The sequence below is a fragment of the Kitasatospora sp. NPDC089913 genome, from assembly GCF_044748625.1.
GTDB lineage: Bacteria > Actinomycetota > Actinomycetes > Streptomycetales > Streptomycetaceae > Kitasatospora.
Window position 1 is genome coordinate 214,003 of record NZ_JBIVGI010000010.1, and the last position, 26,046, is coordinate 240,048.

The 26,046-nt window shown below is 73.8% G+C and carries 19 protein-coding genes and 1 riboswitch; of the genes, 10 read left to right on the forward strand and 9 right to left on the reverse strand.

The features are described from left to right. Positions 1 to 319: 319 nt before the first annotated feature. The 3 genes from ACIPYS_RS18185 to ACIPYS_RS18195 form a co-directional block, all read right to left on the reverse strand. Positions 320 to 2,257: a hypothetical protein gene (locus ACIPYS_RS18185; protein WP_400747217.1), complete on the reverse strand. Its 1,938-nt coding sequence runs from the start codon at positions 2,255 to 2,257 to the stop codon at positions 320 to 322. 144 nt (positions 2,258 to 2,401) lie between these two features. Further along, positions 2,402 to 3,346, reverse strand: a complete 945-nt coding sequence (locus tag ACIPYS_RS18190) for a TetR/AcrR family transcriptional regulator (RefSeq protein ID WP_400747219.1) — start codon at positions 3,344 to 3,346, stop codon at positions 2,402 to 2,404. Positions 3,347 to 3,379: 33 nt separating this feature from the next. After that, a complete protein-coding gene (locus ACIPYS_RS18195) occupies positions 3,380 to 3,889 on the reverse strand; it encodes an NUDIX hydrolase (RefSeq protein ID WP_093859448.1) in 510 nt (169 codons plus the stop codon). A 101-nt stretch (positions 3,890 to 3,990) separates the two neighbouring features. On the opposite strand from ACIPYS_RS18195, the gene ACIPYS_RS18200 reads away from it, so the two are divergent. Further along, positions 3,991 to 5,211, forward strand: a complete 1,221-nt coding sequence (locus ACIPYS_RS18200) for a serine hydrolase domain-containing protein (protein WP_093859447.1) — start codon at positions 3,991 to 3,993, stop codon at positions 5,209 to 5,211. A gap of 36 nt (positions 5,212 to 5,247) precedes the next feature. Here ACIPYS_RS18200 and ACIPYS_RS18205 read toward each other — a convergent pair whose 3' ends face one another. From ACIPYS_RS18205 to ACIPYS_RS18215, 3 genes are all read right to left on the reverse strand, one after another. Then, a complete protein-coding gene (locus ACIPYS_RS18205; protein WP_093859446.1) occupies positions 5,248 to 5,571 on the reverse strand; it encodes a hypothetical protein in 324 nt (107 codons plus the stop codon). Between the two features lie 311 nt (positions 5,572 to 5,882). Beyond that, complete coding sequence (locus ACIPYS_RS18210) at positions 5,883 to 7,406, reverse strand: aldehyde dehydrogenase family protein (protein ID WP_093859445.1); 1,524 nt, start codon at positions 7,404 to 7,406, stop codon at positions 5,883 to 5,885. A gap of 314 nt (positions 7,407 to 7,720) precedes the next feature. Further along, positions 7,721 to 8,668, reverse strand: coding sequence for a hypothetical protein (locus ACIPYS_RS18215; RefSeq protein WP_093859444.1), 948 nt, complete (start codon positions 8,666 to 8,668; stop codon positions 7,721 to 7,723). A 293-nt stretch (positions 8,669 to 8,961) separates the two neighbouring features. Here ACIPYS_RS18215 and ACIPYS_RS18220 point away from each other — a divergent pair, with 293 nt between their 5' ends. From ACIPYS_RS18220 to ACIPYS_RS18250, 7 genes are all read left to right on the forward strand, one after another. Further along, entirely contained in the window at positions 8,962 to 12,054 is a 3,093-nt protein-coding gene (locus ACIPYS_RS18220; RefSeq protein ID WP_400747223.1) for an ATP-binding protein, read from the forward strand. Between the two features lie 280 nt (positions 12,055 to 12,334). Further along, positions 12,335 to 13,420, forward strand: a complete 1,086-nt coding sequence (locus tag ACIPYS_RS18225) for an aldose epimerase family protein (RefSeq protein ID WP_400747225.1) — start codon at positions 12,335 to 12,337, stop codon at positions 13,418 to 13,420. A 318-nt stretch (positions 13,421 to 13,738) separates the two neighbouring features. Further along, positions 13,739 to 15,016, forward strand: coding sequence for an extracellular solute-binding protein (locus ACIPYS_RS18230; protein ID WP_093859442.1), 1,278 nt, complete (start codon positions 13,739 to 13,741; stop codon positions 15,014 to 15,016). A 110-nt stretch (positions 15,017 to 15,126) separates the two neighbouring features. Further along, on the forward strand, positions 15,127 to 16,131 hold the full coding sequence (locus ACIPYS_RS18235) for a carbohydrate ABC transporter permease (RefSeq protein ID WP_093859441.1): 1,005 nt from the start codon (positions 15,127 to 15,129) through the stop codon (positions 16,129 to 16,131). Positions 16,132 to 16,166: 35 nt separating this feature from the next. Beyond that, positions 16,167 to 17,081 carry a sugar ABC transporter permease gene (locus ACIPYS_RS18240; protein ID WP_400747228.1) on the forward strand — a complete coding sequence of 305 codons (915 nt, stop codon included), beginning with the start codon at positions 16,167 to 16,169 and terminating at the stop codon, positions 17,079 to 17,081. A gap of 58 nt (positions 17,082 to 17,139) precedes the next feature. Continuing rightward, positions 17,140 to 18,846 (forward strand): alpha-amylase family glycosyl hydrolase, encoded by a 1,707-nt coding sequence (locus ACIPYS_RS18245; protein WP_093859439.1) that lies wholly within the window; start codon positions 17,140 to 17,142, stop codon positions 18,844 to 18,846. 25 nt (positions 18,847 to 18,871) lie between these two features. Beyond that, positions 18,872 to 19,891: a LacI family DNA-binding transcriptional regulator gene (locus tag ACIPYS_RS18250; protein ID WP_173862018.1), complete on the forward strand. Its 1,020-nt coding sequence runs from the start codon at positions 18,872 to 18,874 to the stop codon at positions 19,889 to 19,891. A gap of 55 nt (positions 19,892 to 19,946) precedes the next feature. Here the strand turns inward: ACIPYS_RS18250 and ACIPYS_RS18255 are convergent, their stop codons facing one another. Then, entirely contained in the window at positions 19,947 to 20,147 is a 201-nt protein-coding gene (locus ACIPYS_RS18255) for a hypothetical protein (RefSeq protein ID WP_093859437.1), read from the reverse strand. Positions 20,148 to 20,308: 161 nt separating this feature from the next. Beyond that, complete coding sequence (locus ACIPYS_RS18260) at positions 20,309 to 21,583, reverse strand: transglycosylase family protein (RefSeq protein ID WP_400747231.1); 1,275 nt, start codon at positions 21,581 to 21,583, stop codon at positions 20,309 to 20,311. Next, positions 21,570 to 21,737: riboswitch (cyclic di-AMP (ydaO/yuaA leader) on the reverse strand. It overlaps the preceding gene by 14 nt. 265 nt (positions 21,738 to 22,002) lie before the next feature. Here ACIPYS_RS18260 and ACIPYS_RS18265 point away from each other — a divergent pair. Further along, entirely contained in the window at positions 22,003 to 24,216 is a 2,214-nt protein-coding gene (locus ACIPYS_RS18265) for a hypothetical protein (protein ID WP_400747233.1), read from the forward strand. An 89-nt stretch (positions 24,217 to 24,305) separates the two neighbouring features. Here ACIPYS_RS18265 and ACIPYS_RS18270 read toward each other — a convergent pair whose 3' ends face one another. Further along, positions 24,306 to 25,256, reverse strand: a complete 951-nt coding sequence (locus ACIPYS_RS18270) for a hypothetical protein (RefSeq protein ID WP_400747234.1) — start codon at positions 25,254 to 25,256, stop codon at positions 24,306 to 24,308. Between the two features lie 514 nt (positions 25,257 to 25,770). Here ACIPYS_RS18270 and ACIPYS_RS18275 point away from each other — a divergent pair. Then, positions 25,771 to 26,025, forward strand: a complete 255-nt coding sequence (locus ACIPYS_RS18275; protein ID WP_030392214.1) for a DUF397 domain-containing protein — start codon at positions 25,771 to 25,773, stop codon at positions 26,023 to 26,025. Positions 26,026 to 26,046 lie beyond the last annotated feature (21 nt).

The following is a 26,046-nucleotide window of genomic DNA, read 5'->3' on the forward strand; positions in this document are numbered from 1 at the left end:
CGTGGAGCGGTGTGCTCCGGGCCATGGGGGCGGCGCGGAACCGGTCCTCGGGCCGTCGGGGTGCCACGGAGGATCCTGTGCCGAGGGTAGGGAGCGGACCGGCAACTGGCAATAGGTCTGTACCAGTTGGTGGTCGTGGGCATGACGGACGGCGCCCACCCGGCCGGGCCGCCGCCGGTGGGGCGGCGGGCCGGTGCGGGTGCGCGCCGTCCGGGCCGGGAGCGCCGAGGGCCGGGGGCCGGGGGGCCGGCGGTCGGGGGTGCCGAGGGTCGGGGGTGCCGGCGGTCGGGATTGCTGACGGCCTGGGTGCGGTGCGGGCTCAGCCGAAGGGATCGCGCTCCGGCGCCGGGACGCTCGGCGGGGCGGTCGGCGGCGGCGGGACGGACTGCGGGCCGGGCACCGTCGTGCCGAACGGGTCGGCGGCCCGCTCGGCGGCGGTCACCGTACCGAAGGGGTCGGGGGCGGCCGAGGGCTGCGGCGCGGCGGCGGGCACCGCCGCGGTGGGGGGTGCGGCGGCGGGGGTGCCGAGGATGCCGAAGGGGTCGAAGTCCGGGGGCGGCACCATGACGGGGGTTCCCTTGAGGGGTTCCGGGGTCTCGGCGGCGGTCGGGGCGGTGGTCTCGGCGGCGGGGGTGCCGAGGATCCCGAAGGGGTCGAAGTCCGGCGGGGGCACCATGACGGGCGTGCCCTTGGGCGCGGCCGGTGCGGCGGGCGCGTCGTCCGGGATCAGGATCGGCTGCGCAGGGGTCGGGTCGGCGACCGGGGCGAAGGGGTTGAAGTCGGCCGGGGGGACCCGGACCGGGGTGCCGCGCAGGTGCACCGGGATCTCGGCGGACCCGTCCTCGGCGGCGGGCCCGGTCCCGGCGGCGGCCGCGGTCCGGGGCAGGTCCGTGACGGGCGGCAGGTCGGTGACGGGCGGCAGGTCGGTGACGGGAGGCGTCGCCGGGGCCGCCGGGGCCGCGGTGGGCATCGGCGGCGCCGCGACGGGGGCCGGGGGCGCGGCCGGGTGCGCCCCCGGCGCCGGTTCGGCGGCCGGGACGAGCAGCACGGTGGCGGCGGGCAGCGGGGCGGTCGGAGCGGCGGGGACGCCGTCCCAGCCGAACTGCACGGACTTCAGCAGCTCCGCGAAGACGTCCGTGTACAGCTCCCAGTCCTGCGGTTGCGCGGTGGACAGCTGGACGCAGAGCACCGAGCTGCCGTCCGGCAGCGGGACGAACGCCTCGACCACCGAGGTGACCGCCCAGCGGCGCACCCCGTCGGCGGCCAGCGGGCCCGGGACGGGCACGCTGCGGCCCTCGACCAGGACGGCCGCCGGCCCGGCGGGCAGCAGCACCGTCCAGACCTCGGCGTGCCGTCGTACGGTGGCGAGTTCGGTGGCCAGGCCGGTGATCGGCAGCGGGTGCCGGGCCAGCGAGACGACCAGCGTCGCGTCGGCCGCCCTGCCGTCCACCTGGACCGCCGCGACGCCCGCGTAGACGGCGCCGGAGGCGGTGACGACGTCGGCCAGGGCGGCGGTGATCAGCGCGAACTCACGGCGGTCGGCCGGGGCGGTGCCGCCGAACAGCTCCTCGGCGGTCTCGGTCAGGTGGGTCGTCAGCTCGGCGGCGGCCGCGCCGGTGGCCGGGGCGATCCCGCGGCCGGTCGGGATGCCGTCCACGGGGCCGGTGGACACGGTACGGGCGGAGACCCCGGGCGGGCCGCCGGGAGAGGTGAGGGCGTGGAAGCCCGGCGGCACGACCAGCCGGACCTCGGCGCCGGCGCCGGTCGGCAGCTCGACCGGCTGCCGGGTCTGCTGCCCGGCGGCGAGGGCGGCCAGCGGCGCGGCGAACGCGGGGCGGAGCTTGGGGTCGGCGGGCTCGCCGGTCACCGGGAGGTCGAAGTGCCCGGCGGTGAGGGCCTCCGGGGAGCCGCCCGTCGCGCCCCGGACCGGGCCGGCGGCGCCGTAGCGGGCCAGCAGCCCGCCGATCGCCAGCGGGGCGAGCGCGGCGCCGCTGCCGGGGCGGCCGGTGCCGGCGGTGACCACGGTGCCGAGCCGGCCGACGGCGGTGTGCACCGGGCCGTTGGGCGCCAGCGGCAGCTGGAACAGGGCTTCGGCGGCCGGGTGCGCGGTGGACCGCAGCGCCGTCAGCACCGCTGCGGGGTAGCGCGAGGCGCGGGCGTCGAAGAGCGCGTCGGTGAGGCTGCCGAGGGTCGCGGAGACCCGCTCCGCCGCCGCGAAGGGGTTCGCCTCCGCGCTGAACTGGCCGTCCTGGGTCAACTGTTGAGCCCCCCGCTCTGCTCGCTGTGCGTTCGCTGGTGCGGATCCCGGCCCGAGGGTGCCCGGTGGGCCGTCGGATCCGTGCACATTCCTATCAGAGGCCGCCGACGCGGCAGAACCGGCCGTCCGCGGCGCGGCCCGCGGTCAGAGCCGCTCCCGGGGCTCCTCGGGGGCCTCGTCCGGGACCGGCGGGGCGGCGAGGACCGCGAGGGTGTCGGCCAGGCCGGGGACGGCCAGCAGGCCCGCGAGGTCGCGGACGAGCTTCCCGGTCGGGCCGTCCGGCCGCTCCCCGGCGAAGAAGCCGGCCAGTTCGGCGGCCAGCGCGGGCTCCCGGGCGGCGGTCAGGGTGAGCGAGGCGACGAACTCCTGCACCAGGTGCAGTTGCAGTTCCTCCAGCGGCACCGAGCGGTCGGCCAGCCACTCCAGCGAGGTGATCTCGGCGTTGGCGATCCAGGCCCGGACGGTCAGCCGCAGCCCGGGGCTGGGCGAGGGGAGGGCCAGATGGCCGAGGATCTGCTCGTGCGCGGCCTTCCGGACCTCGTCGATCACCGCCGAGGTGTTGGTGCTGGCGGTCACCGAGCCGCCTCGCAGCAGTGCGGCGAAGCCGGGACCGTGGCTCTGCACGAAGTCCAGGTAGCGGCCCATCACCCGGTACAGCCGCTCGGACAGCGGGCCGTCGGCCGGCTCCTCGAACCGGGCGGACAGCTCCCGGCCGGCCCGTCGCAGCGACTCCTCGTAGATCGCCTGCTTGCCCGGGAAGTAGTGGTAGACCAGGGGCCGGGACGCGCCGGCGGCGGCGGCGATGTCGTCGATCGACACCTCCTCGGGCGGGCGGTGGCTGAACAGCTCCAGGGCGACGGCGATCAGCTGCTCGCGCCGCTCGTCGACGCTCAGCCGCCGGCGCGGCCGCCCGGTCCTGCCCGGCCCGCCGGTACCTCCCGGCTCGCCCGTCGCGACCGTCCGGCCCGCGCTGCCCGCCTCGTCGCCCGCGGGTTCCGGTGTGCCGGTCCGCGCGGGCCGCCCGGTGCGCTCCGGACGGTCGCCGCGCACGGGCGCGGAGGAGGGTGCCGACGGCGTGCGGGATGCCATGCGCGCCACCCTATCCGCCCGGCTCGGGCCCGGTCAGGCCCGGTGGTGCTCCAGGTAGCGGCGGTACGCCTCCCGGCCGTCCGGGACGAACTCGTCCCGGGCCAGGCGTTCGGCCAGCTCGGCCGGGGTCAGCCAGGCGTGCCAGGCCACCTCGGACGCCTGCGGGTCCACCGGGCCGTCCCACTCGGCCTCGTGCACGTCGGACCACCAGGAGAGGCCGTCGCCCCGGAAGACGAAGCGGAACAGCGGACGCGGGACGATCCCGCTCACGCCCAGCTCCTCCTCGGCCTCCCGGACGGCGGCCTCCTCGTAGGTCTCGCCGGCGCCCACCACGCCGCCGACGAACATGTCGTGGGCGCCCGGGGCGAACAGCTTGGTGTCGGTGCGCCGGTGCACGAAGATCCGCCCGGCCGGGTCCCGGACCAGGACGAAGACGCAGCGGTGCAGCAGCCCCCGCCGGTACACCTCCCCGCGGGTCTCGGTCCCGATCACCCGGTCGTGCTCGTCGACGACGTCCAGCAGCTCTTCGGCAGGATTGGTCATGACCGACAGGTTAGGGTTTCCGGGCGATTCGCGGACACACGAACGACGGACGCGCGAACGACAGACGAACGAACGACCGACGAGGACGAGGACGGCGCGCGGTGGTGGAGATCTGGGGCGAGACGGCCGGGGGCTTCGAGCCGGTGCGGGAGGCCTTCGCCCGCAACTTCCGGGACCACGGCGAGCTCGGCGCGGCGTTCGCGCTGTACGTGCGGGGCCGGAAGGTGGTCGACCTGTGGGGCGGCGACGCCCGGCCGGAGGTCGGCGGCCGGCCCGCGCCGGCGGTGCCGTGGACGGCCGACACCGCGCAGGTGCTGCGCTCGGTCACCAAGGGTCTGACGGCGACCACCGCGCTGCTGCTCGCCGAGCGCGGGCAGCTCGACCTGGACGCCCCGGTGGCCTCCTACTGGCCGGAGTTCGCCGCGGCCGGCAAGGGCGGGGTGCCGGTGAGCTGGCTGCTGTCGCACCGGGCGGGCGTGCCCGCGCTGGACGTGCCGCTGCGCTTGGAGGACGTGCTCACCTGGGAGCGGGCGGCCGCCGCGGTGGCCGCCCAGCGGCCCGCCTGGGAGCCCGGGACGGCCCACGGCTACCACCCGTACACCTTCGGCTGGCTGGTCGGCGAGGTGGTGCGCCGGGTCTCCGGGCGGACCGTCGGGCAGTACTTCGCCGAGGAGATCGCCCGGCCGCTCGGTCTGGACCTGTGGATCGGGCTGCCGTCCGGTGCCGCGCCCCGGGTCGGCCGGCTGGTCGACCTGCCCGCGCCGCCGTCGGCCGGGACCGGGCCGAGCGGTCTGCGGCTGCGGCCCAAGCAGTCGGTCCGGGACGCCTACCAGGACCCGTCCTCGCTGACCGCACGGGCCTTCGCCTCGGTGCGGCCCGGGGTGGACCTCAACGACCCGGCGGTGCAGGCCGCCGAGATCCCCGGCGCGGGCGGCATCGGCACCGCGCGCTCGGTGGCGCGGTTCTACGCGGCACTGATCGGCGCGGCGGACCGCTACGGCAGCGGCGGCGGGACGCTGCCGCCGCTGCTCGGCCCGGAGGTGCTGGCCCGCGCGGTCGGGCCGGTGGTGAGCGGCCCGGACCGGGTGCTGATCGTCAACTCGACCTTCGGGCTGGGCTTCTTCCGGCACAGCCCGACCGCGCTGATGGCCTCGCCGGCCAGCTTCGGGCACCCCGGCCGGGGCGGTTCGCTGGGCTTCGCCGATCCCGCGCTCGGGATCGGCTTCGGCTACGTCACCAACGGCATGCAGCCCGGGGTCACCGGGGACGTCCGCTCCCGCGCGCTGATCCGGGCGGTGCGGGAGTCGCTCGGGGCGGACTGACCCACCCGGCCGTCCCCGGTGACGGGGAGCCGGAGGTCAGGCCTGGCCGGTCTCGAAGCGGCCGATCCGGCCGTGCTCGACGGTGAAGCGCCAGGCGGTACGCATCTCGCCCCAGGTCTCGTTGCGGAAGTCGGCGACCAGCGCCCGGCCGCCGTCGGACTCGGAGCGGACCTCCATGTGGCCGCGCACGGTGAAGATCTCCCGGTCGATCCAGTCCTGGAGGTCGCGGTCGGAGCCGTCGTCGGACATCGTGGCGTCGGGGGTGAGCAGGTCGAGGAACGCCTGCCGGTCGCCCGCGTTGATCGCGGTGACGGCGGCGCGCACGGTCGGGTCGGTCAGTTTGGCGGTGGCGATGGCCATCCGGTCTCCCAGGAGTCGAAGCGGTGGGGACTCCTGTTTAGGGCGTCGGACGGGACACGCCGCGCATGTCGGCGGCGCGTCGGGGATTTCCGGTGATTCATGTGCTTACATCCCGATACGGGTGATTTGCCCTCAGGGGTCCCCGAGACCGGGCCACGGGGAGTGGCGTACGGAGTGGGAAGTCGGCCGGACCGACTTCCCACTCCGCATTCCCGCTCCGTCGTTGCCGCTCCGTCGTTCCGGCACCCGCACCCGCCCCGGCACCCGCACCCGCCCCGTCGCCGGTGCGGGGCCGCTGCGGGGCCGGTCGGTCAGAACAGGCCCAGGGCCTGCGAGGAGTAGCTGACCAGGAGGTTCTTGATCTGCTGGTAGTGCTCCAGGACGGCCTTGTGGCCCTCCCGGCCGATCCCCGAGTTCTTGTAGCCGCCGAAGGCCGCGTGGGCCGGATAGGCGTGGAAGCAGTTGGTCCAGACCCGGCCCGCCTGGATGGCGCGGCCCGCCCGGTGGGCGGTGGTGCCGTTGCGGGTCCAGACGCCGGCGCCGAGCCCGTAGAGGGTGTCGTTGGCGAGCGCTATCGCGTCGTCGAAGTCCTCGAAGCGGGTGACCGCGACGACGGGGCCGAAGATCTCCTCCTGGAAGATCCGCATCCCGTTGACACCCTCGAAGACGGTCGGCGTCACGTAGTACCCGCCGGCCAGCGCGCCCCCGAGGTCGGCCCGTTCGCCGCCGGCCAGCACCTTGGCGCCCTCGGCCTGGCCGATCTCGATGTAGGAGAGGATCTTGCGCAGCTGCTCGTCGCTGGCCTGCGCGCCGACCTGGGTCTCGGTGTCGAGCGGATTGCCCTGGCGCATCGAACGGACCCGCTCCAGGCCGTCCGCGAGCAGCCGGTCGTAGATCGAGGACTCGATCAGCGCCCGGCTCGGACAGGTGCACACCTCGCCCTGGTTGAGGGCGAACATCGCGAAGCCCTCGACCGTCTTGTCGTAGAAGGCGTCCCGCTCGGCGGCGACGTCGGCGAAGAACAGGTTGGGGCTCTTGCCGCCCAGTTCCAGCGAGACCGGGATGAGGTTCCCGCTCGCGTACTGCGCGATCAGCCGGCCGGTGGTGGTCTCGCCGGTGAAGGCGATCTTCCGGATCCGGTCGCTGGAGGCCAGCGGCCGGCCGGCCTCCAGACCGTAGCCGTTGACCACGTTGAGCACTCCCGGCGGCAGCAGGTCGGCGGTCAGTTCGACCAGCAGCAGGACTGAGGCCGGGGTCTGCTCGGCGGGCTTCAGCACGACGGCGTTGCCCGCCGCGAGCGCCGGGGCGAGCTTCCAGACCGCCATCAGGATCGGGAAGTTCCACGGGATGATCTGGCCGACCACGCCCAGCGGCTCGTGGAAGTGGTACGCCACCGTGTCCTCGTCCAGTTGGGACAGGCCGCCCTCCTGGGCGCGCAGCGCGCCGGCGAAGTAGCGCAGGTGGTCGACCGCGAGCGGCAGGTCGGCGCCCAGGGTCTCGCGGACCGGCTTGCCGTTCTCCCAGCTCTCCGCGACGGCGAGCCGTTCGAGGTTCTGCTCGATCCGGTCGGCGATCCGCAGCAGGACCTGGGCGCGTTCGGCGGGCGGGGTGCGGCCCCAGGCCGGGGCGGCGGCGTGGGCGGCGTCGAGGGCGGCCTCGATGTCCTCGGCGGTGCCGCGGGCGACCTCGGTGAAGACCTCGCCGGTGACCGGGCTGGGGTTCTCGAAGTACTGGCCGAGGACCGGCGGCGTCCACCGGCCGCCGATCCAGTGCTCGTAGCGGGGGCGGTACTCGACGATGGATCCGGGCTGTCCGGGGGGCTGGTAGACCGGCATGCTCTGGTGCCTCCTCGCGCTGTCGGGGCGCCGCACCGGCGCGTGGGCCGGGCGGTGCGCCGGGCCGTGCAGGGCGGCCCGGCGGAGGGTACGGACACACACGCGGGTCGGGCGCGCCCCGCTCCGGGGCCGCCCGCCGAGCAGCACCCTAACCGGCGGGCGGTCGGTTCGGCTACGGTCCGTACGGCGCCCGTCCACGGAGGGTGGCGCATTCCGGCCGTCGCGCTTCCGCCGCCGGCCCTCGCCCGCCGGACGCCGGCGGCGGGCGAGGGCCGGCGGCGAGGCACACCGGGAGGGGAGCGGGCGAGTCGCCGTCAGGCCTCCTGGTAGCGGCCGGTGCGGCGCTCCCAGCTCAGGTAGCCGGCCAGCCAGGTGACCAGGCCGTCGGCGTAGCGCTGGGCGACGATCCGCTCGACCCGGGCCAGTCCCAGCTCCCGGTACACGTCGGGCAGCCGCTCGTACAGCTCGCGGCACCGCTCGGCCATCAGCTGGGCCTCGGCCATCACCACCGCGCAGGCCGACTCGGCCGAGCAGTCCCGCTCCCGCTGGACGATCATCACCAGGTTGTTGACGTCGCCGCGCGGGGCCTCCAGCGGGAACGACCGGACGTCGTTGGTGAGGGAGGGGATGTCGGCGGCGAGCTGGCGGATCTGACGCAGCACCGGGTGGTGCAGGACGGCCGGCGGGACCTCGAAGTGGCCGAGCCGCTCGACCATGTCGAAGATGCTCTCCATCGCGGCGGTGCCGCGCCGCAGCACCTGGTAGCCGGCCCGGTCGGGAGGGCGCGGGCTTATCCGGCCGGCCGCCTCGGCGGGGTGACTGGCCAGGTAGTACTCCCAGTTGTACGCGGCGCGCGCCTGCCAGCGGGCCGGCATGCCCTGGACGCTGCGTTCCCAGAGGTCGGCGAACGCGGTCTCCACGGGCGAGTCCCGGTCGGGCCGGGCGCCGTGCAGGACGGCCACCAGCCGGTCGCAGAGGGGGGCGACCTCGGCGGGGCGGCGGCCGAGCGGTCCGTCGAACTGGTCGTCGAACAGGAAGTAGAAGCCCATCAGGTCGGCGGCCAGGGCGAGTTCGTCCGGCCCGGCGTCGGGGTAGCCGAGGGCGGCGAGGTCGACGACCTCCCAGTGCGCGTAGGACGGGTGGGTCGGGTCGGCCAGCAGCGGGTGGCGGGTGAGCCAGGCGCGGTGCAGTTCGGTGGCGTACGGCCCGTGGGCACTGCGACGGTACGGGAACGGAATCTGAAGTGATGCGTCGTCAGACATCGGACTCCCGGAGCTGCGGAGGGTGGGGGAGGCTAAGGTATTACTGCTGTCGGTGGGGGAGTTGGGGTTGCGCGGCCGGTTGGTGACGGATTGGCACGACATGATCAACTTGGCCTGCGGGCCGTAGAGTATCCGATGCAATGATCCGACGTTAGGGATATAGGGCAATTGCCCTCGGCAAGCTTGCCGAACCCTCGATCTCGGCCCCCGCCTGCGTGAATGCGCTCCACCACACCCCCGGCGGCGCTACTCTCGGCTCCACGAGCAGGGAACGGCGAGGCGGAGGCGCGACGGTGACCGAGCGGCACAGCGAATTCCGAGCGGAGGCGACGACCGGCGCGCGGGAGGCGGAAGGCGCCCCCAACCGGGTCAGGTTGCGCGACCGCGACGCCGAACTCCGCTCCGCCGAGGCGGCGGTGGACAAGCTCTGCCGCGACTTCGCGGCCGGCGGCACCGAGATCGGCGAACTCCTCACCTTCTCCGGCCGGCCCGGCATCGGCAAGACCAGCCTGCTGCACGAGGTCCGCCGGATCGCCAAACTGCGCCCCAACGCCACCGTGCTCTTCGCCCGTGGCGGCGAGCGCCAGTTCAACGAGCCCTACCACGTGCTGCGCCAGCTCCTCCAGCCGGTGCTGGGCGGCCTCGCCGCCGGCGAGTTCCGCCAGGTGATGGGTACCTGGGAGGAGGTCGTCGGACCGGCCATGGGCCTCAAGCAGCCCAGGAAGGGCGCCCGCCGCCTCGACCCGCAGGGTGTCCGGGACGGCCTGGACTTCGTCCTCACCCAGCTGGCCCCGCGCCGTGCCCCGCTGGTGATGCTCGTCGACGACCTGCACTGGGCCGACCTCGAATCCCTCAGCTGGCTGGCGCAGTTCGCCGTCCGGGCGCGCGAACTTCCGGTGCTGCTGGTGTTCGCCTACCGCGACGACACCGCCGACTGGCAACAGGAGTCCCAGGACCACCACCGCGCCGTCGCCTCGCTGGCCACCCGCCGGCACGAGCTGAGCCGGCTCTCGCTGGTCGCCGTCACCGACATCATCCGCGCCGAACTGGGCGACCGGGCCGAGGACGCCTTCTGCTACGAGTTCTGGAACGTCGTCAACGGCAATCCGTTCGAGGCCGTCGCCCTGCTCGACCAGGTCCGCGACCAGGAGCTCGACCCGGTCGAGGAGAACTCGCTCCAGCTCCGCGAACTCGCCGTCGACGCCACCGGGATGACCCTCAAGTCCTGGCTGGACCGGCTCGGCGCCGCCACCCTGCGGTTCGCCTGGGCCGCCGCGATGCTCGGCACCGACATCCGGCCCGACCTCGCCACCCGGATCTCCGCCCAGTCCACCGAGGGCGCCCGCGAGTCCGTCAAGGAACTGCGCAAGCAGCGCGTCCTGACCGTCACGCCGAACGGCAACCTCGAGTTCGTCCACCCGCTGATCGCCAGCTCGATCTACAACACCATGCCCGAGGCCACCCGCACCGGCATGCACGGCGTGGCCGCCGCCGAGATCGAGAACGCCGGGCTCGGCCTGCTCGCCGCCTCCCGCCACCTGGTGGAGACCTTCGCGGGCGAGGGCGACGACCGCACCGTGCGCAAGCTCCGCCGGGCCGCCTCCGAACACCTGCTGATCGGCGCGCCCGAGGCCGCACAGCGCTGCCTGCACCGCGCGCTCGCCGAACCGCCGGACGACCAGGACCGCGCCGAGGTGCTCTACGAGCTGGGCTGCTCGGCGCTGCTGACCGACCCGGTCGCCACCGTCAACCAGCTGAAGCTCGCGCTCGACCCGGAGGAGGGACCGCTGCGCCCCTCGCTCCGGGTGGACGCCACGTTCCGGCTCTCCGAGGTGCTGGCGCACAGCGGCGAGCTGCGTCAGGCCGCCCTGGTCTGCCAGCAGGAGGCCGAGCACACCTACGGGGACCCGGCGGGCCGGCTGCGGCTGGAGGCCGCGTCGTTCATGTGGCACGCCTTCCGGAAGTCCGAGGAGAACGGGCCGGCCCGCTCCGCCCGGCTGGGCGACCTGTGCGACAGCCTCACCGGGCGCGAGGCCGCCGACCGGGCGGTGCTGGCGCTGCGAGCCTGGGACCTCACCCTGAGCGGCGCGCCCTCGGCCGAGGTGCTGCGGCACGCGGACGACGTGCTGGACAACGGACGGCTGCCGAAGGGGCTCGGCTGGACCGACAACATCTGGGGCTTCGAGCTGCCCGCCACGCTCGGCCTCTCCTACACCTACAACGACCGGATCGCCCAGGCCGAGCGGCTGTTCTCGGACGCCATCGTCCAGTTCGAGGTGGCGGGCTGGTCCGGCGCCCACCGGGGCTTCGCCTACTTCCTGATGGGCCTGGCCCGGTTCCGGCGCGGTCTGCTGGCCGAGGCCGAGGACTTCCTGCGCCGCGCGCTGCGGCTCTCCGAGCGGATCGGCTCCAAGCTGCCGCTCGCCTGGGACGCGGTCGGCGTACTGATCGACACCCTGATCGCCCGCGGCCGCAGCCAGGAGGCCTGGGAACTCGCCCTCGACTTCGGCTTCCACCCGCCGTACCACGCCACCGCGATGGTGCTGCCGGACGCCGCATCGCTGTACGGCAAGCTGCTGCTCGCCGTCGGGCGGCCCGCCGGTGCGGCGGCGGCGCTCACCGAGGCCGGCGCGCAGCTGGACATCAGGGGCTGGCACAACACCGTCTGGGCGCCCTGGGCCGCGCACCTGGCCATCGCGCTCGCCGAGGACGAGCCCGAGCGGGCCCGCGACTACGCCCGCCGCTCGGTCGCCGACGCGGAGCGGTTCGGCACCGCCTCGGCGATCGGGACGGCGCTGCGGCTGTACGCCCAGATCGAGGACGGCCAGCAGGCGGTCGAGCTGCTGGAGCGGGCGGTGGCGCACCTCGGCCAGTCGCCGGCCGGTTACGAGCACGCCGTGGCGCTGGTCGACCTCGGTGCCGCGCTGCGACGGGTCGGCCGGCTGGAGGACGCCCAGGAGTACCTGTACCAGGGCATCGAGCTGGCCCAGCACTGCGCCGCGGACGGGCTGGTCGACCGGGCCCGGCGCGAGCTGGCCAACTACGGTCTGCGGCCGAACCGGCTGGGCGACGTGCGGGAGACGCTCAGCCAGCCCGAGTGGGACGTCGCCGAGCTGGCCGTCCGGGGTGTGTCGCCGCAGCGGATCGCCGACCGGCTGGCGCTGCCGCTCAGTCTGGTGAACCGGCGGCTGGCCGCGGTCTACCGCAAGGCGGGCAGCGGGCCCGACGGTCTGGCCGCGGCTCTCGGCCTGGTGCCGGAGCAGCGGACGGTCGAGCCGTGGACCCCGGAGCCGCGCGACGGCTCGGACCCGGCGGAGCCCCCGGCACTTCCGGAGCCGTCGGCGCTCCCGGAGCTCCGGGCGGGTCCGGAGTTTCCCGAGCGGTAAGAGCGGTAGGAGCGGCACGAGCGGTCGGAACGGCCCGACCGGTTCTGACGGTTCCCGGCCGGGTGTCGACCGCTTCCGACGGTTCCCGGCCGGGACGGATCGGGCCCCGACGGCCCTGGAACGCCGGGCGCCGACCCGGCGGCGCGCGCGGACCCGATGAGCGCCCTGCCAACCCCGGGGCTGACTAGGCTTGATGCCGACCCGGGCCGGTACGGAGTCCGGGCGGTACCCCGGTCAAGGGTGGGCACGCACCCCGTGGCCCGCCAGTGAGGAGCAGGCCATGGCGACGCCCCCGGCGAACGGGTCGCGGACCACCAGCGTGCGGCGCGAGCCCCTGGACCCCTCGGGCGCGGGCTCCGCGATCGAGCGGTGGACGCTGCGGGCCGGCCCGTACGAGGCGAGCGTGCTCACCCTCGGCGCCACCCTGCACACCCTGGTCGGCCCCGACCGGGAGGGCCGCCCCGCCCAGGTGCTGCTCTCCAGCGACCGGATCGCCGACATCCTCGGCCCGGCCCGGCACTACGGAACCGTGGTCGGCCGGTACGCCAACCGGATCGCCGACAGCCGGGTCGGCCTCGACGGCGAGGAGCACCCGCTCGCCCCGACCGGTGGCGGGGTCACCCTGCACGGCGGCCCGGACGGCTTCGCCAACCGGATGTGGGCGGCCGAGGAACTGCCCGACGGCGTCCGGCTGCGGCTGCACAGCCCGGACGGCGACCAGGGCTTCCCCGGCGCGCTGGACGTCACCGTCGACTACACCCTCGACGCCGCCGGTGAGCTGGCGATCCGCTACCACGCGGTGACCGCCGCGCCGACCGTGGTCAACCTCACCAACCACGCCTACTTCAACCTGGGCGGCGAGGGCTCCGGGGACGTCCTCGGCCATCTGCTCACCCTGGACGCCGACGGGTACACCCCGGCCGACGCGCGGCAGATCCCGTACGGGCGGATCGAACCGGTGGCCGGCACGCCCTTCGACTTCACCTCCGCCCGGCCGATCGGCAAGTCCGTGCACGACGAGCACCCGCAGCTGACCGGCACGGGCGGCTACGACCACAACTGGGTGCTGCGCCCCCGCCCGGCGGACGGCGCCCCGGCCCGGGCCGCGCGGCTGGAGGACCCGGTCAGCGGGCGGACCCTGGAGGTGCTGACCACCGAGCCGGGGATCCAGGTCTACACGGCCAACGGCTTCCGCGGCGCGGTCAGCGGCGCGAGCGGGGTGCCGTACGGGCCGTTCTCCGGGGTCGCGCTGGAGACCCAGCACTTCCCGGACTCCCCGCACCACCCGGACTTCCCGAGCACCGTGCTGCGGCCGGGCGAGGAGTTCCGTTCGACCACGGTGTTCCGGCTCGGCACCGCGGACTGACGGGGGCTGACGGGGGCGCTGCAAGCGCCTTTCACCACGGAGGGTGGCCCCGGCGGCGACTGTCGACCGGGGCGAACCGGACAAAGCGCCACAACTTCCTTGCCTGTCAACTACCGTGCGGCAACGTGAAGGACACGCGGGTGTAACGATCGCGGCTTCTTGCAGAAACTTGCTGCAAGGGGTTTCCGCGACTGTTGCCCCGCTGTTAACTTCCTTCCGAGCCCGGCGGCAGCAACGGTGCGGTCGGCGCGAGGCAAGGCAGCCATTATGCGCCTGTCTCCCACTATTTCGGGCACCCCCACCCTCCAAGGAGTTCTCATGCGGCGTGGCATCGCGGCCTCTGCCCTCGTTGTGGCCCTCGCGGTCTCGATGGCTGCCTGTGGCAGCAGCGGCTCCAGCTCGGACGGCAAGGCCGACGGGCCGGTCACCCTCACCTACTGGGACACCTCGAACGCCACCAACGAGGCGCCGAACTACCAGGAGCTCGTCAAGAAGTTCGAGGCGGCCAACCCGAACGTCAAGGTCGACTTCGTCAACGTGCCGTTCGACCAGGCGCAGAACAAGCTCCAGACCGCCATGGGGGCCAAGGGCGCTCCGGACGTGTTCCGCTCCGAGGTCGGCTGGACCGCCGCCTTCGCCAAGGCCGGCTACCTGGAGCCGCTGGACGGCACCCCGGCCGCCGCCGACTCCGCCAAGTTCCAGCCCAGCCTGATCCAGCAGGCCACCTACCAGGGCAAGCTCTACGGCGTGCCGCTGGTCACCGACACCCTCGGCCTGCTGTACAACAAGGAGATCTTCGCCAAGGCCGGCATCACCGCCGCCCCCACCACCTGGGACGAGCTGAAGACCGTCGCCGCCACGGTGAAGGACAAGGCCGGCGTGGACGGCTTCTGGCTGAAGGCCGCCGACGGCTACTACGCGATGCCGTTCCTGTTCGGCGAGGGCACCGACACCGTCGACGCCAAGGGCAAGAAGATCACCGTCGCCGGTCCCGAGGCCGTCAAGGCGATCGAGACCTACAAGTCGCTGTTCACCGCGCCCGGCACCGCCAAGGCCGACGTCACCACCGACGCCTACGCGCACATGATGGACGCCTTCAACAGCGGCAAGGTCGCGGCGATCGTCCAGGGTCCCTGGGAGATCACCAACATCTACAAGGGCTCGGCCTTCGCCGACAAGGCCAACCTCGGCATCGCCCCCGTCCCGGGCGGCTCGGCCGGCAAGGGCGGCGCCCCGACCGGCGGCCACAACATCTCCGTCTACGCCGGTGCCGACCAGGCCCACAAGGCCGCCGCCGAGAAGTTCGCCGCCTACATGACCTCGGCCGAGAGCCAGGCGTTCATCGCGCAGAAGAACTCCACCCTGCCGACCCGTGACGACGCCTTCACCCCCGAGGTCAAGGCCGACCCCGGTATCGCCGGCTTCCAGTCGGTGCTGTCGAGCGCCAAGCCGCGCCCCGAACTGCCCGAGTACAGCTCGCTGTTCGCCTCGCTGGGCACCAACCTCGGCAAGGTCGTCCAGGGCACCTCGACCCAGGACGGTCTGAACACCGTCGCCACCGACTACGCCAAGCTCCTCCCGGGCTTCACCAAGTAGTCGATCCACCGCAGCCGTCCGGCCCGCCGACCCCCGGCGGGCCGGGCGGCCGGACCCGTAGCAGCAGTCGCCGAAGCGAGGCGGCGGACCTCCCCGAGAAGGTGTCGAAAATGTCAGTCGCCGTGCAGGGCGCCACCGGCCAGGGCAGCCGGCAGCGCGATCCGCGTCCGGGCCTGATGGAGCGCCTCAAGCGCTCGTACGCCAAGCACTGGTACGCCTACGCGATGATCGCACCGGTCGTGCTCGTCCTCGGCGTCCTGGTGCTCTACCCGCTCGCCGAGGGACTCTGGCTCACCCTCACCGACGCCAACAGCCTCAACGCGGCCAGGAAGATCGGCGTCAACGAGATCCCGGCGACCTACCGGTTCGTCGGCCTCGACAACTACGCCGACATCCTCTGGGGTCCCGGCTCCTACGACCGGTTCTGGTCGCACTTCGTCTGGACCATCTCCTGGACCGCCCTCTGCGTCGGTCTGCACTACACCATCGGCCTCGGCCTCGCCCTGCTGCTCAACCAGAAGCTCCGCGGCCGCGCCGTCTACCGGATGCTGCTCATCCTGCCCTGGGCCGTGCCGACCTTCGTCACCGTCTTCTCGTGGCGGCTGATGCTCGCCGACGGCGGCGCCGTCAACGGCCTGCTCTCCGCGCTGCACCTGCCCGAGCCCGGCTGGCTGGACGACCCGCTCGCCCAGAAGGCCGCCGCCGTCCTGGTCAACACCTGGGTCGGCGTGCCGTTCATGATGATCTCGCTGCTCGGCGGGCTCCAGTCGATCCCGGCCGAGCTGTACGAGGCCGCCGAGATGGACGGCGCCACCGCCTGGCAGCGGTTCCGCCACGTCACCCTGCCCGGGCTGCGCACCGTCTCCTCGACCGTCGTCCTGCTCGGCGTGATCTGGACGTTCAACCAGTTCGCCGTGATCTTCCTGCTGTTCGGCGCCAACGGTGCGCCGGACGCCCAGCTGCTGGTCACCTGGGCCTACCGGCTCGGCTTCGGCCAGCAGCCCCGGGACTACGCGCAGTCCGCCGCCTACGGCGTGATCCTGCTCTCCATCCTGATCGTCTTCACCGGCTTCTACCGCCGCTGGCTCGCCCGCAACGAGCGCGCGAACGGCTGACCCGGCGACCGCACGACCACGAAGGAGGCACCCCGATGAGCACCACCACCGACCGACCCACCCCCCGCGCCGCAGCCCGTACCGCGGTCCCCGCCGCCCGGCCCGCCAAGATCCGGGGCCGGGGCGAGAGCGGCCCGCTCGCCAAGACCCTGATGCACGGCGCGCTGGTCCTGGCCAGCCTGGTCGCCCTGTTCCCGGTGGCGTGGATCCTCTACGTCTCGCTCGGCCCGGACAAGACCGACTACCTGCACCCCGGCGCGATCCTCGACAAGATCACCTTCTCCAACTACCGCACGGTGCTGTTCGACACCGACTTCACGACCTGGTTCGGCAACGCCTTCCTGGTCTCCGGCGTCACCACCGTGTTCGGCGTGATGATCGCCGCCTCCACCGGCTACGCGGTCTCCCGGATGCGCTTCCCCGGGCACCGGCCGCTGATGTGGTCGCTGCTGGTCACCCAGATGTTCCCGATCGCGGTGCTGATCGTGCCGATGTACACGATCCTCTCCCGGCTCGGCCTGCTGGACAGCTACCTCGGCCTGATCCTGGTCTACTCGACCACCACCGTGCCCTACTGCGGCTGGCTGCTGAAGGGCTACTTCGACACCATCCCGGTCGAGATCGACGAGGCCGGCCGGGTCGACGGGCTCTCCCCGTTCGGCACCTTCTGGCGGCTGGTGCTGCCGCTCGCCCGCCCGGGCCTGGCCGTCGCCGCCTTCTACTCCTTCCTCACCGCCTGGGCCGAGGTCGCCTTCGCCTCCACCTTCATGCTCAGCTCCGACAAGTACACGCTGGCCGTGGGCCTGCAGACCTTCGTCAGCGAGCACGACGCCCAGTGGAACCTGATGGCCGCCACCGCGGTGCTGATCGCGATCCCCTCCTCGGTCCTCTTCTACCTGGTGCAGCGTCACCTGGTGACCGGGCTGACCGCCGGGGCCTCGAAGTCCTGACCGGCCGACGCCCCCACGTACCGACCGCTCCGCCTCCTAGTCCCAAGGGATACCGTCCATGACCCAGAACCTGGCCGACACCTCCCGGCCCGCCGCCGACGCCACCGCTCACGAGGCGGGTGCCGGCGCGGACAGAGGCTGGTGGCGGGACGCGGTCATCTACCAGGTGTACCCGCGCAGTTTCGCCGACTCCAACGGCGACGGCATGGGCGACCTGCCCGGCATCCGCAGCCGTCTGCCCTACCTGCGCGACCTCGGCGTGGACGCCGTCTGGCTCTCGCCGTTCTACGCCTCCCCGCAGGCCGACGCCGGCTACGACGTGGCCGACTACCGGGCGGTGGACCCGATGTTCGGCACCCTGCTGGACGCCGACGCGCTGATCCGCGACGCCCACGCGCTGGGCCTGCGGATCATCGTGGACCTCGTCCCGAACCACTCCTCCGACCAGCACGAGTGGTTCCAGCGCGCCCTGCGCGAGGGGCCCGGCTCCCCGCTGCGCGAGCGCTACCACTTCCGCCCCGGCAAGGGCGAGAACGGCGAACTGCCGCCCAACGACTGGGAGTCCATCTTCGGCGGCCCGGCCTGGACCCGCACCGAGAACCCGGACGGCACCCCGGGCGACTGGTACCTGCACCTGTTCGCCCCCGAGCAGCCGGACTTCGACTGGGACAGCCCGGCCGTCGCCGACGAGTTCCGCTCGATCCTGCGGTTCTGGCTGGACATGGGCGTCGACGGCTTCCGGATCGACGTCGCCCACGGCCTGGTCAAGGCCCCCGGCCTGCCCGACCTCGGCGGCGGCGACCAGCTCAAGCTGCTCGGCAACGACGTCATGCCGTTCTTCGACCAGGACGGCGTGCACGAGATCTACCGCAGCTGGCGCAGGATCCTCGACGAGTACCCGGGACAGCGGATCGGCGTCGCCGAGGCCTGGACCCCGACCGTCGAGCGCACCGCCAACTACGTCCGCCCCGACGAGCTGCACCAGGCCTTCAACTTCCAGTACCTGGGCACCTCCTGGGACGCCGCCGAGCTGCGCGCGGTGATCGACCTCTCGCTCGACTCGATGCGCCCGGTCGACGCCCCCACCACCTGGGTGCTGTCCAACCACGACGTCACCCGGCACGCCACCCGGTTCGCCAACCCGCCCGGACTCGGCACCCAGATCCGCACCCCCGGCGACCGCGCGCTCGGCCTGCGCCGCGCCCGCGCCGCGACCCTGCTGATGCTCGCCCTGCCCGGATCCGCCTACGTCTACCAGGGCGAGGAGCTCGGCCTGCCGGACGTCACCGACCTGCCCGACGAGGTCCGCCAGGACCCGTCGTTCTTCCGCCAGGCCGGCCAGGACGGCTACCGCGACGGCTGCCGGGTCCCGATCCCGTGGTCCGGCGCCGAGGCCCCGTACGGCTTCGGCCCGGACGCCGGCGGCCCGTCCTGGCTGCCGCAGCCCGCCGAGTGGGCCGCGCTCAGCGTCGAGGCGCAGACCGGCGACCCGACCTCCACCCTGGAGCTGTACCGCTCCGCGCTGGCCCTGCGCCGGAACACCGCCGACCTCGGCGGCGGCCGGGAGGTCGAGTGGCTGGAGAGCCCGGAGGGCACCCTGGTGTTCCGCCGCGGCTCCTTCGTCTGCACCGTCAACACCACCGGCGCCCCGGTCGCGATACCGGCGCCCGGCCGGCTGCTGCTGACCTCCGCCGGCGCCGACCCCCTGGTCGTCGACGGCGAGGCGGTGCTGGCCGCGGACAGCACCGACTGGTGGGCGGTCTGACGTGGTTGCAATAGGCTCTGGGACCGTGACTACGGCGCGACTCTCAGACATCGCGGCGCAGGCGGGGGTCAGTGAGGCCACCGTCTCCCGCGTGCTCAACGGCAAGGCGAACGTCTCCGCCGCCACCCGGCAGACCGTGCTGGCGGCGCTGGACGTGCTCGGCTACGAGCGGCCGACCCGGCTGCGCCAGCGCAGTGCCGGGCTGATCGGGCTGATCACCCCGGAACTGAGCAACCCGATCTTCCCGGCGCTGGCCCAGGTGATCGAGCAGGCGCTGAGCCGGCACGGCTACACACCGGTGCTCTGCACCCAGACCCCGGGCGGCTCCACCGAGGACGAACTGGTCGAGATGCTGGTCGACCGGGGCGTGGCGGGCATCGTCTTCGTCTCCGGACTGCACGCCGACAGCACCGCCGACCACGACCGCTACGCCCGGCTGGCCGGGCGCGGCGTGCCGTTCGTGCTGATCAACGGCTACAGCGAGAAGATCGACGCGCCGTTCATCTCGCCGGACGACCGGGCCGCGATGTGGATGGCCGTCCAGCACCTGGCCGAACTCGGCCACGAGCGGATCGGACTGGCCGTCGGGCAGCGCCGGTACGTGCCGGTGCTGCGCAAGATCGAGGGCTTCACGGCGGCCCTGCGGGAGGTGCTCGGGCACACCCCGGAGGAGGCCGAGGAGCTCGTCCGGCACACGCTGTTCAGCGTCGAGGGCGGGCACGCGGCGGCCGGGGCGCTGCTGGACAAGGGCTGCACGGCGATCGTCTGCGGCAGCGACATGATGGCGCTGGGCGCGATCCGGGCGGTCCGTCAGCGGGGCCTGGCGGTGCCGCAGGACGTCTCGGTGGTCGGCTTCGACGACTCGCCGCTGATAGCTTTCACCGAGCCGCCGCTGACCACCGTGCGCCAGCCGGTGGAGGCGATGGCCACCGCCGCCGTGGACGCCCTGCTGGAGGAGGTCGGCGGGAACGCCGCCCAGCGCGGGGAGTTCATGTTCCAGCCGGAGCTGGTGATGCGCGGCTCGACCGGGGGCCGCGCACGCTGAGGAGACACCACGAGGGGCCCGGGAGCAACAGCTCCCGGGCCCCTCGGCGTTCCGCTCAGCCCTCCTGGACGGTGGGCCGGTCCTGGCTCACCCGGTGCCCGTCGGCGGCGTCGCCGGTACGGGCCCCGGTGCGCCGGCCCCGCTCCAGGAAGTCACGGAGGATCAGTTCGACGGCGTCCTGCGGGCTCTTGGTGCCGGACAGCATCATCGCGTCGATGGCGAGATTGGCGTCGAGCGTGACGGTGACCTGGGCCATGGTGACTCCTCCTCGGGTGCAGAGCAGCAGCATGCCCGCCGGGGCGCGTCCCTGACCATGGCTGTCCGGGAACCGTGACCGCGCCGGTGCCGTGCGCGGGCACGCCCCGGCCCCGGGGAGAGGAGCGACGACTCCCCCCGGGGCCGGGGCGCACTGCCGGATCAGACCCGGCCGGCGAAGTCCGGCGCCCAGTTGGCGACGGTCTGGACCCGCACGCCCGAGCTCGGGTTGGCGGCCTCGACGTACTTGCCGTCGCCGATGTAGAGGGCGACGTGGTAGACACCGGAGTCCTGGCCGTTGTTGGACCAGAACAGCAGGTCGCCCGCCTTGAGCGAGTCCAGCGAGACGTGCGTGGACGCGGCGGCCTGGTCGGCGGCGACGCGCGGGACGGAGACGCCCGCGGCGCGCAGCGCGGCCTGGGTCAGGCCGGAGCAGTCCCAGCCGCCGTTGCCGGTGCCGCCGTAGACGTAGGCCTGGCCGACCTTCGACTGGGCGAAGGAGACGGCGGCGGCCATGCTGCCGGTGGCGGCCGGGGCGGGGGCCGGGGTCTCGGCCTTCGCGGCCGGCTGGGCGGCGGGCTTGGCAGCGGTCCCGGAGCCGTTCTGCGCGTCCTTGGCGCGGTTGAACCAGTCGAAGCCCTGGCCGGACCGGTCGGCTGCCGGGGCCTTCGCCTCGGCGCGGTCGCCGAGGGTCAGGTGCTGGCCCGGGTAGATGCTGTGCGGGCCCTCGGACAGGGTGGCGCGGTTGAGCTCGTACAGCCGCTCCCAGCCGCCCTGGACGTTGTTCTTGTCGGCGATGGAGGACAGCCAGTCGCCGGCGACCACGGTGTAGTCCGCGGAGGCCTCCTGGCCCGCCTGGCGGTGCCACTTCTGCCAGTCCTGGGCGCCGGTGCGCTGCTGGGCGGCGTCGTCGGCGGCCGGGGCCGGGTTCGCGGGCTTGGCGGCCGGCTTCTCGGCGGGCTTGGTGGCGGGCTTGGCGGCCGGGGCCGGGGTCTTGGCGGCCGGTGCGGCGGTGGCCGAGGTGTCCACGGCGGCGGGGGTGCCGCCCTTGGTCAGACCGGCCTGGACCGAGCAGACCGGCCAGGCGCCGGGGCCCTGCACGGCGAGCACCTTCTCGGCGATCGCGATCTGCTGGTCCTTGGTGGCGAGGTCGGCGCGGGCGGCGAAGGAGGTACCGCCGAACTCGGCCCAGGTGGAGTTGGTGAACTGGAGGCCGCCGTAGAAGCCGTTGCCGGTGTTGATGCTCCAGTTGCCGGTGCTCTCGCACTGGGCGACCTTGTCCCAGGTGGCGACGGAGGCGGCCGAGGCGGTGCCGGCGGTGAGGCAGGGGACGGTGAGGCCGATGCCCGCGACGCCGAGGGCGGCGATCGCGCGACGGGTGCGGCCGGACAGACGGGTGCCGTTGGTGGGCAGCATGAAGACGTGGTCCTCTCCCACGCCTGCGAGGTGAGCTGTCGGATTCGGGCCGGAGTAGCCCGGCCGCGCTGTGGACGCGGCTTCACCCCTAGCCCGGGTCCGGTCCGTGGACCGGTCCTGGGCGAACTACCTGTGGTTCCCCCGCTCCTGCCGTGATGCATTGCGCTGCCAGCACGCCCGACGGCAGGACTCGGCGTCGCGGACGGGCTGGGTCCGTGTGGCCACGAACGGGGAGCACGTTAAGCAGAGGCGGCTTCAAACCGCAAACATGTGTGATGACCGTCACAGTTTACGAAAGCCGTGCTGAACCGCTGTCCTTCATGATCAGAAATGACCGATTTCCGGCAACGCCCGTCATGGCCAACACAACTGCCTATGCTTCAGAGCGTCGGCACCATGCCGGCGCCGACGCAGCCGCCCGGGGGGAGGGCTACGCACCGATGGGCATCGACGAGGAGCCGGACGCCGCCCGTCCGGCCGCCAGGCCGCGTGGAGCGCACCGCAGGGCAAAACATCGCAGAGCGGACATCCCGCCCGAACCACCCCGAACTCCCGTAAGTCGCCGCGCTTTACTGCGCTGGCTGGCCGTCGGCACCGCCTTCGCGGCGATCAGCGGCGAGGAGGTCCTGCGCCGCTCCCTGACCGGCGAGACCCGGTTGGTGACCCCGGCCGCCGTCGTCGGCACCGACCCGCCCGGGGCGGCCGCCCCGATGGGCCAGGACGGCGGCCACGGCGCCGCCCCGGGCACCGGGCCCCCCGAGCAGCCCGCCCCCGCGCCCACCGTCGACCAGGGCGGCCGCCGCTGGTCCGACCGGGCCGGCTGGGGCGGTGGTCCGCCCGGACCGCGCAGTGCCGTCCGGATCACCGACAAGGTCCTGCTCGACACCGACGCCGAGGTCGGCTCCCTGCTGGTCGAGCCGGGCGGCAGCCTCACCTTCGCCGCCGACCGCACCCTCACCCTCGCCGCCGCGGGCAACGTCGAGATCCGCGGCACGCTCGCCCTCGCCCCCGACGGCGACCGGGTCCACACCCTCCGCTTCCCCGCCGTCGACGAGAAGCGCTTCCAGGGTGACGGTATGAAAGTGGTGGACACCGACGTCGGCCTCTGGGTCACCGGCGCCGGCTACCTGCGGCTCGACGGCGCCGCCAAGACCGCCTGGGTCCGCGCCGAGCGCGAGCTCAGGGCCGGCGACACCGTCGTCAACCTGGCCGCTCCGCCCGCGGGCTGGCTCCCCGGCGACGAACTGGCCGTCACCCCGACCGGTCCGCCGGACCAGGACGGCTTCGCCGCCGCCTACGACCTGGTCACCGTCCGGTCCGTCAGCGGAACCACCGTCACCCTGACCACCCCGCTCAAGTACCCGCACCCCAGGGTGGCCGCCGGAGGGGGCGTCACCGTCGGCGCCGAACTGCTCAACCTCACCCGCAGCGTCCGGGTCGAGGGCAGCGCCGGGGGCCGCGCCCACGTCCACCTCACCAGCACCCGCCGGGCCGACGTCCGGCACACCGCGCTGCGCTGGGTCGGGCCGCGCGCCGACACCAAGGAGACCTGGCGGGGCCCCAACGGCACCGCGCCCGTCACCGCGCCGGTGCTCGGCCGGTACGGGCTGCACTTCCACCGGCTCGGCGACGCCTCCCGGGGCACCGTGGTCGAGGGCGTGGTCGTCCGCGACGCGGGCAGCCACGCGTTCGTGCCGCACGCCAGCCACGGCATCACCTTCCGCGGCTGCGTCAGCCACGAGACCTGGGAGGACGCCTACTGGTGGGACGGCCCGCTGGACACCCGCACCCCCCAGCAGCCCTCCGACGACATCGTCTACGAGTCCTGCGTCGCCTCCCGCACCCTGCTCGAACCCAACCCCCGGGCGTACCGGCTGACCGGCTTCAACCTCGGCGCGGGCACCGGGGGCAAGGCCGTGGACTGCGTCGCCGTCGGCGTGCAGGGCGCCACCGGCGCCTCCGGCTTCGAGTGGCCGGAGAACAGCGAGGGCGTCTGGACCTTCCAGCGCTGCCTGGCCCACAACAACCTGCAGGACGGCATCTTCGTCTGGCTCAACGCGCAGCGGCACCACGTGGTCACCGAGTTCGCCGCCTACCACAACGGCGGCTGGGGCATCGAGCACGGCGCCTACCTCAACGACTTCGACTACACCGCGAGCGTGCTGTACGGCAACGCGGGCGGGGGAGTGGCGCTGCACGCGCTCGGCCGGGACCGGGGCAGCACCTTCGACGGGCTGCTGATCGACGCCGCCGGGCGCAGCGACTTCGCGGTCTCCACCGCCCGGCACGAACTCGCCGGGGAGTCGGTCACCTTCAGCCGCAGCCGGTTCACCGGCTACCGCAGGGCCGGGATCGCCTTCCGGGCCGGGGCCGACGGAAAACCGGACGACGTGCTGGTGCTGGACTGCGAGTTCGGCGGCAACGAGCTCTGGCTGGACCCGGAGGCCGGGGCGCCCAAGAACATCCTGCTGCGCCGGGCCGGAACGACCGAGGTGCTCCAGGTCCGCCGGGCGGGCGAGGAGGGCACCGACCGGCCGCAGTGGAACGCGGTCGCCGCGTCGGTTCCGACCCTGGCCGGTCAGTCCCGGCCGGTGCAGGTGCCGGAAATCCGGCTGAAGGACGCGGCCGCGCCCACCACCCGGGTGGGGCGGTGACGGTTCCGCGCCGCCGCCGGGTGCCGTCGGCGGGGACGCGGCGGGCCCGGAACGGAGGTGCCGTTCCGGGCCCGCCCACGCGGTGTCCGCTACTGGGCGGCGTGCCGTCCGGCGCCGCGGGGGCCGGTGTCGTCGGCGTCCTCGGCCTCGTCGGCCCCGAGCTCGGGGGCGACGGCCGGCAGCGCGGCCAGGTAGGTGGAGGCGACCAGCTGGCCCACCGCCTGGTAGGCGCCCAGCGGCGCGGCCGACGGGCAGCCGGACTCCTCGGCGGCCGCGGCGAGCAGCTCGGCGTCCGCCTCGGGGCCGATCACCAGCGGGGCCAGCGCCGGGTTCTGGGCACCCATCTCCTTGAGGTGGGCGACGGCCTCGGCGACCGAGCCGGGGATGTCCAGCGCGGCGGCGACGACCGGGACGGCGAGCCGGGCGGCCAGCAGCATGCCGGTGATGCCGGCCGCGTCGGCCGCGGGCTGTCCACCGACGGTGGTGAGCACCACGCCGTCGGCGGCGGTCGCGATGGCGAACAGGCGGGCGCGGTCGGCCCGGGCCAGGCCGGCCTCGGAGAGGCGGACGTGGACCGCCTCGGCGAGCAGCGGGTGCGGGCCCAGGGTGTCGGTGACCTGGGCGCCGTACTCGGCGGCGAGGGCGTGCAGTTCGGGGAGGAAGTCGTGCGGCCCGGGCACCAGCGGCACCACGACGGGCGTCGGAAGGCCGGCCTCGGCCGCCTCGGTCAGGAGTTCGGCGACGGTGCGCTCGGCCGTGGTCCCGCCGGTCTGCCGGCCGTCGGCGTGCTGGCCCTCGGTCCCGTCGGCCGGCAGGTACCCGGCGGCGGTCAGCACGCCGTTCTGCTCGCTGCGGACGATCGACAGCAGCTCCTCGACCACGGACCTGGATTCCGGTCCGGCGGCCGCGGGCACGGCGAGCAGCAGGGCCGGGGAACCGGCCGGGATCTCGGGGCGCTCGGGACGGCGGTGGCGCCCCCGCGCACGGGAGCCTGGAGTGCGGACGGGCAGTGGCGCGCCCGGGATGGCTGCGGTGCTCATGGCGGAGATCGTAGGACATCGGCCCGCCCGGCCCGCATTCGGCTGCCGTACCGGGTGGGACCACCGCTACGAAAACCGGACATAACCGGCCCCCGGGCGGCAGTTGTCCCGGTACCCGCGCAGATGCGGCGGAACGGGGCTTTCGTTGCCGGAGTGGCGCGTGAGATGTCTCACAGCATACGACCGGCCTGACGGAGCGTCACTGAAGTGCGACTCCTGGCGTCGGAAGATCAACATTCAGCGGGGGGTCGCCTACGGGCGGTTAGCGGGAACTTGTCGATTCGGTCGACTATGTCCGCTTATATACCGCCGGGGGGGCTCTTTGTGAAGAGTTCCGGTTCGGTGTCAAAAAGGCCGTGCACCTGCAATGTCCCGTGCTGATGCACGTGCACTGGAGCTATCATCGCGTCAAGTGAGGCGTTGTGCCGGGCCGGTACGGGGCCGGCCCGGTCGTACGGCCGGGGCCGGGGCGCCGAGCTGGACGACCCACTCCGGAGCTCTTCGGGAGATTTCTATGCACGACTCGCACGACACGTACGACACGTACAACGGGATGGCCGCTGCGGACCTCGAAGGCGTGGTCTGGCAGAAGAGCCTGCACAGCAACTCTCAGGGGAACTGCGTCGAATTCGCCGCCCTTCCGGGGGGCGAGGTGGCGATGCGCAACTCGCGCTTCCCGGACGGTCCGGCGCTGATCTACACCCGGGCCGAGATCGCCGCACTGCTGCTGGGGGCCAAGGACGGGGAGTTCGACCACCTGGCGGTCTGACCGGTCGCCGGCTTCACCATC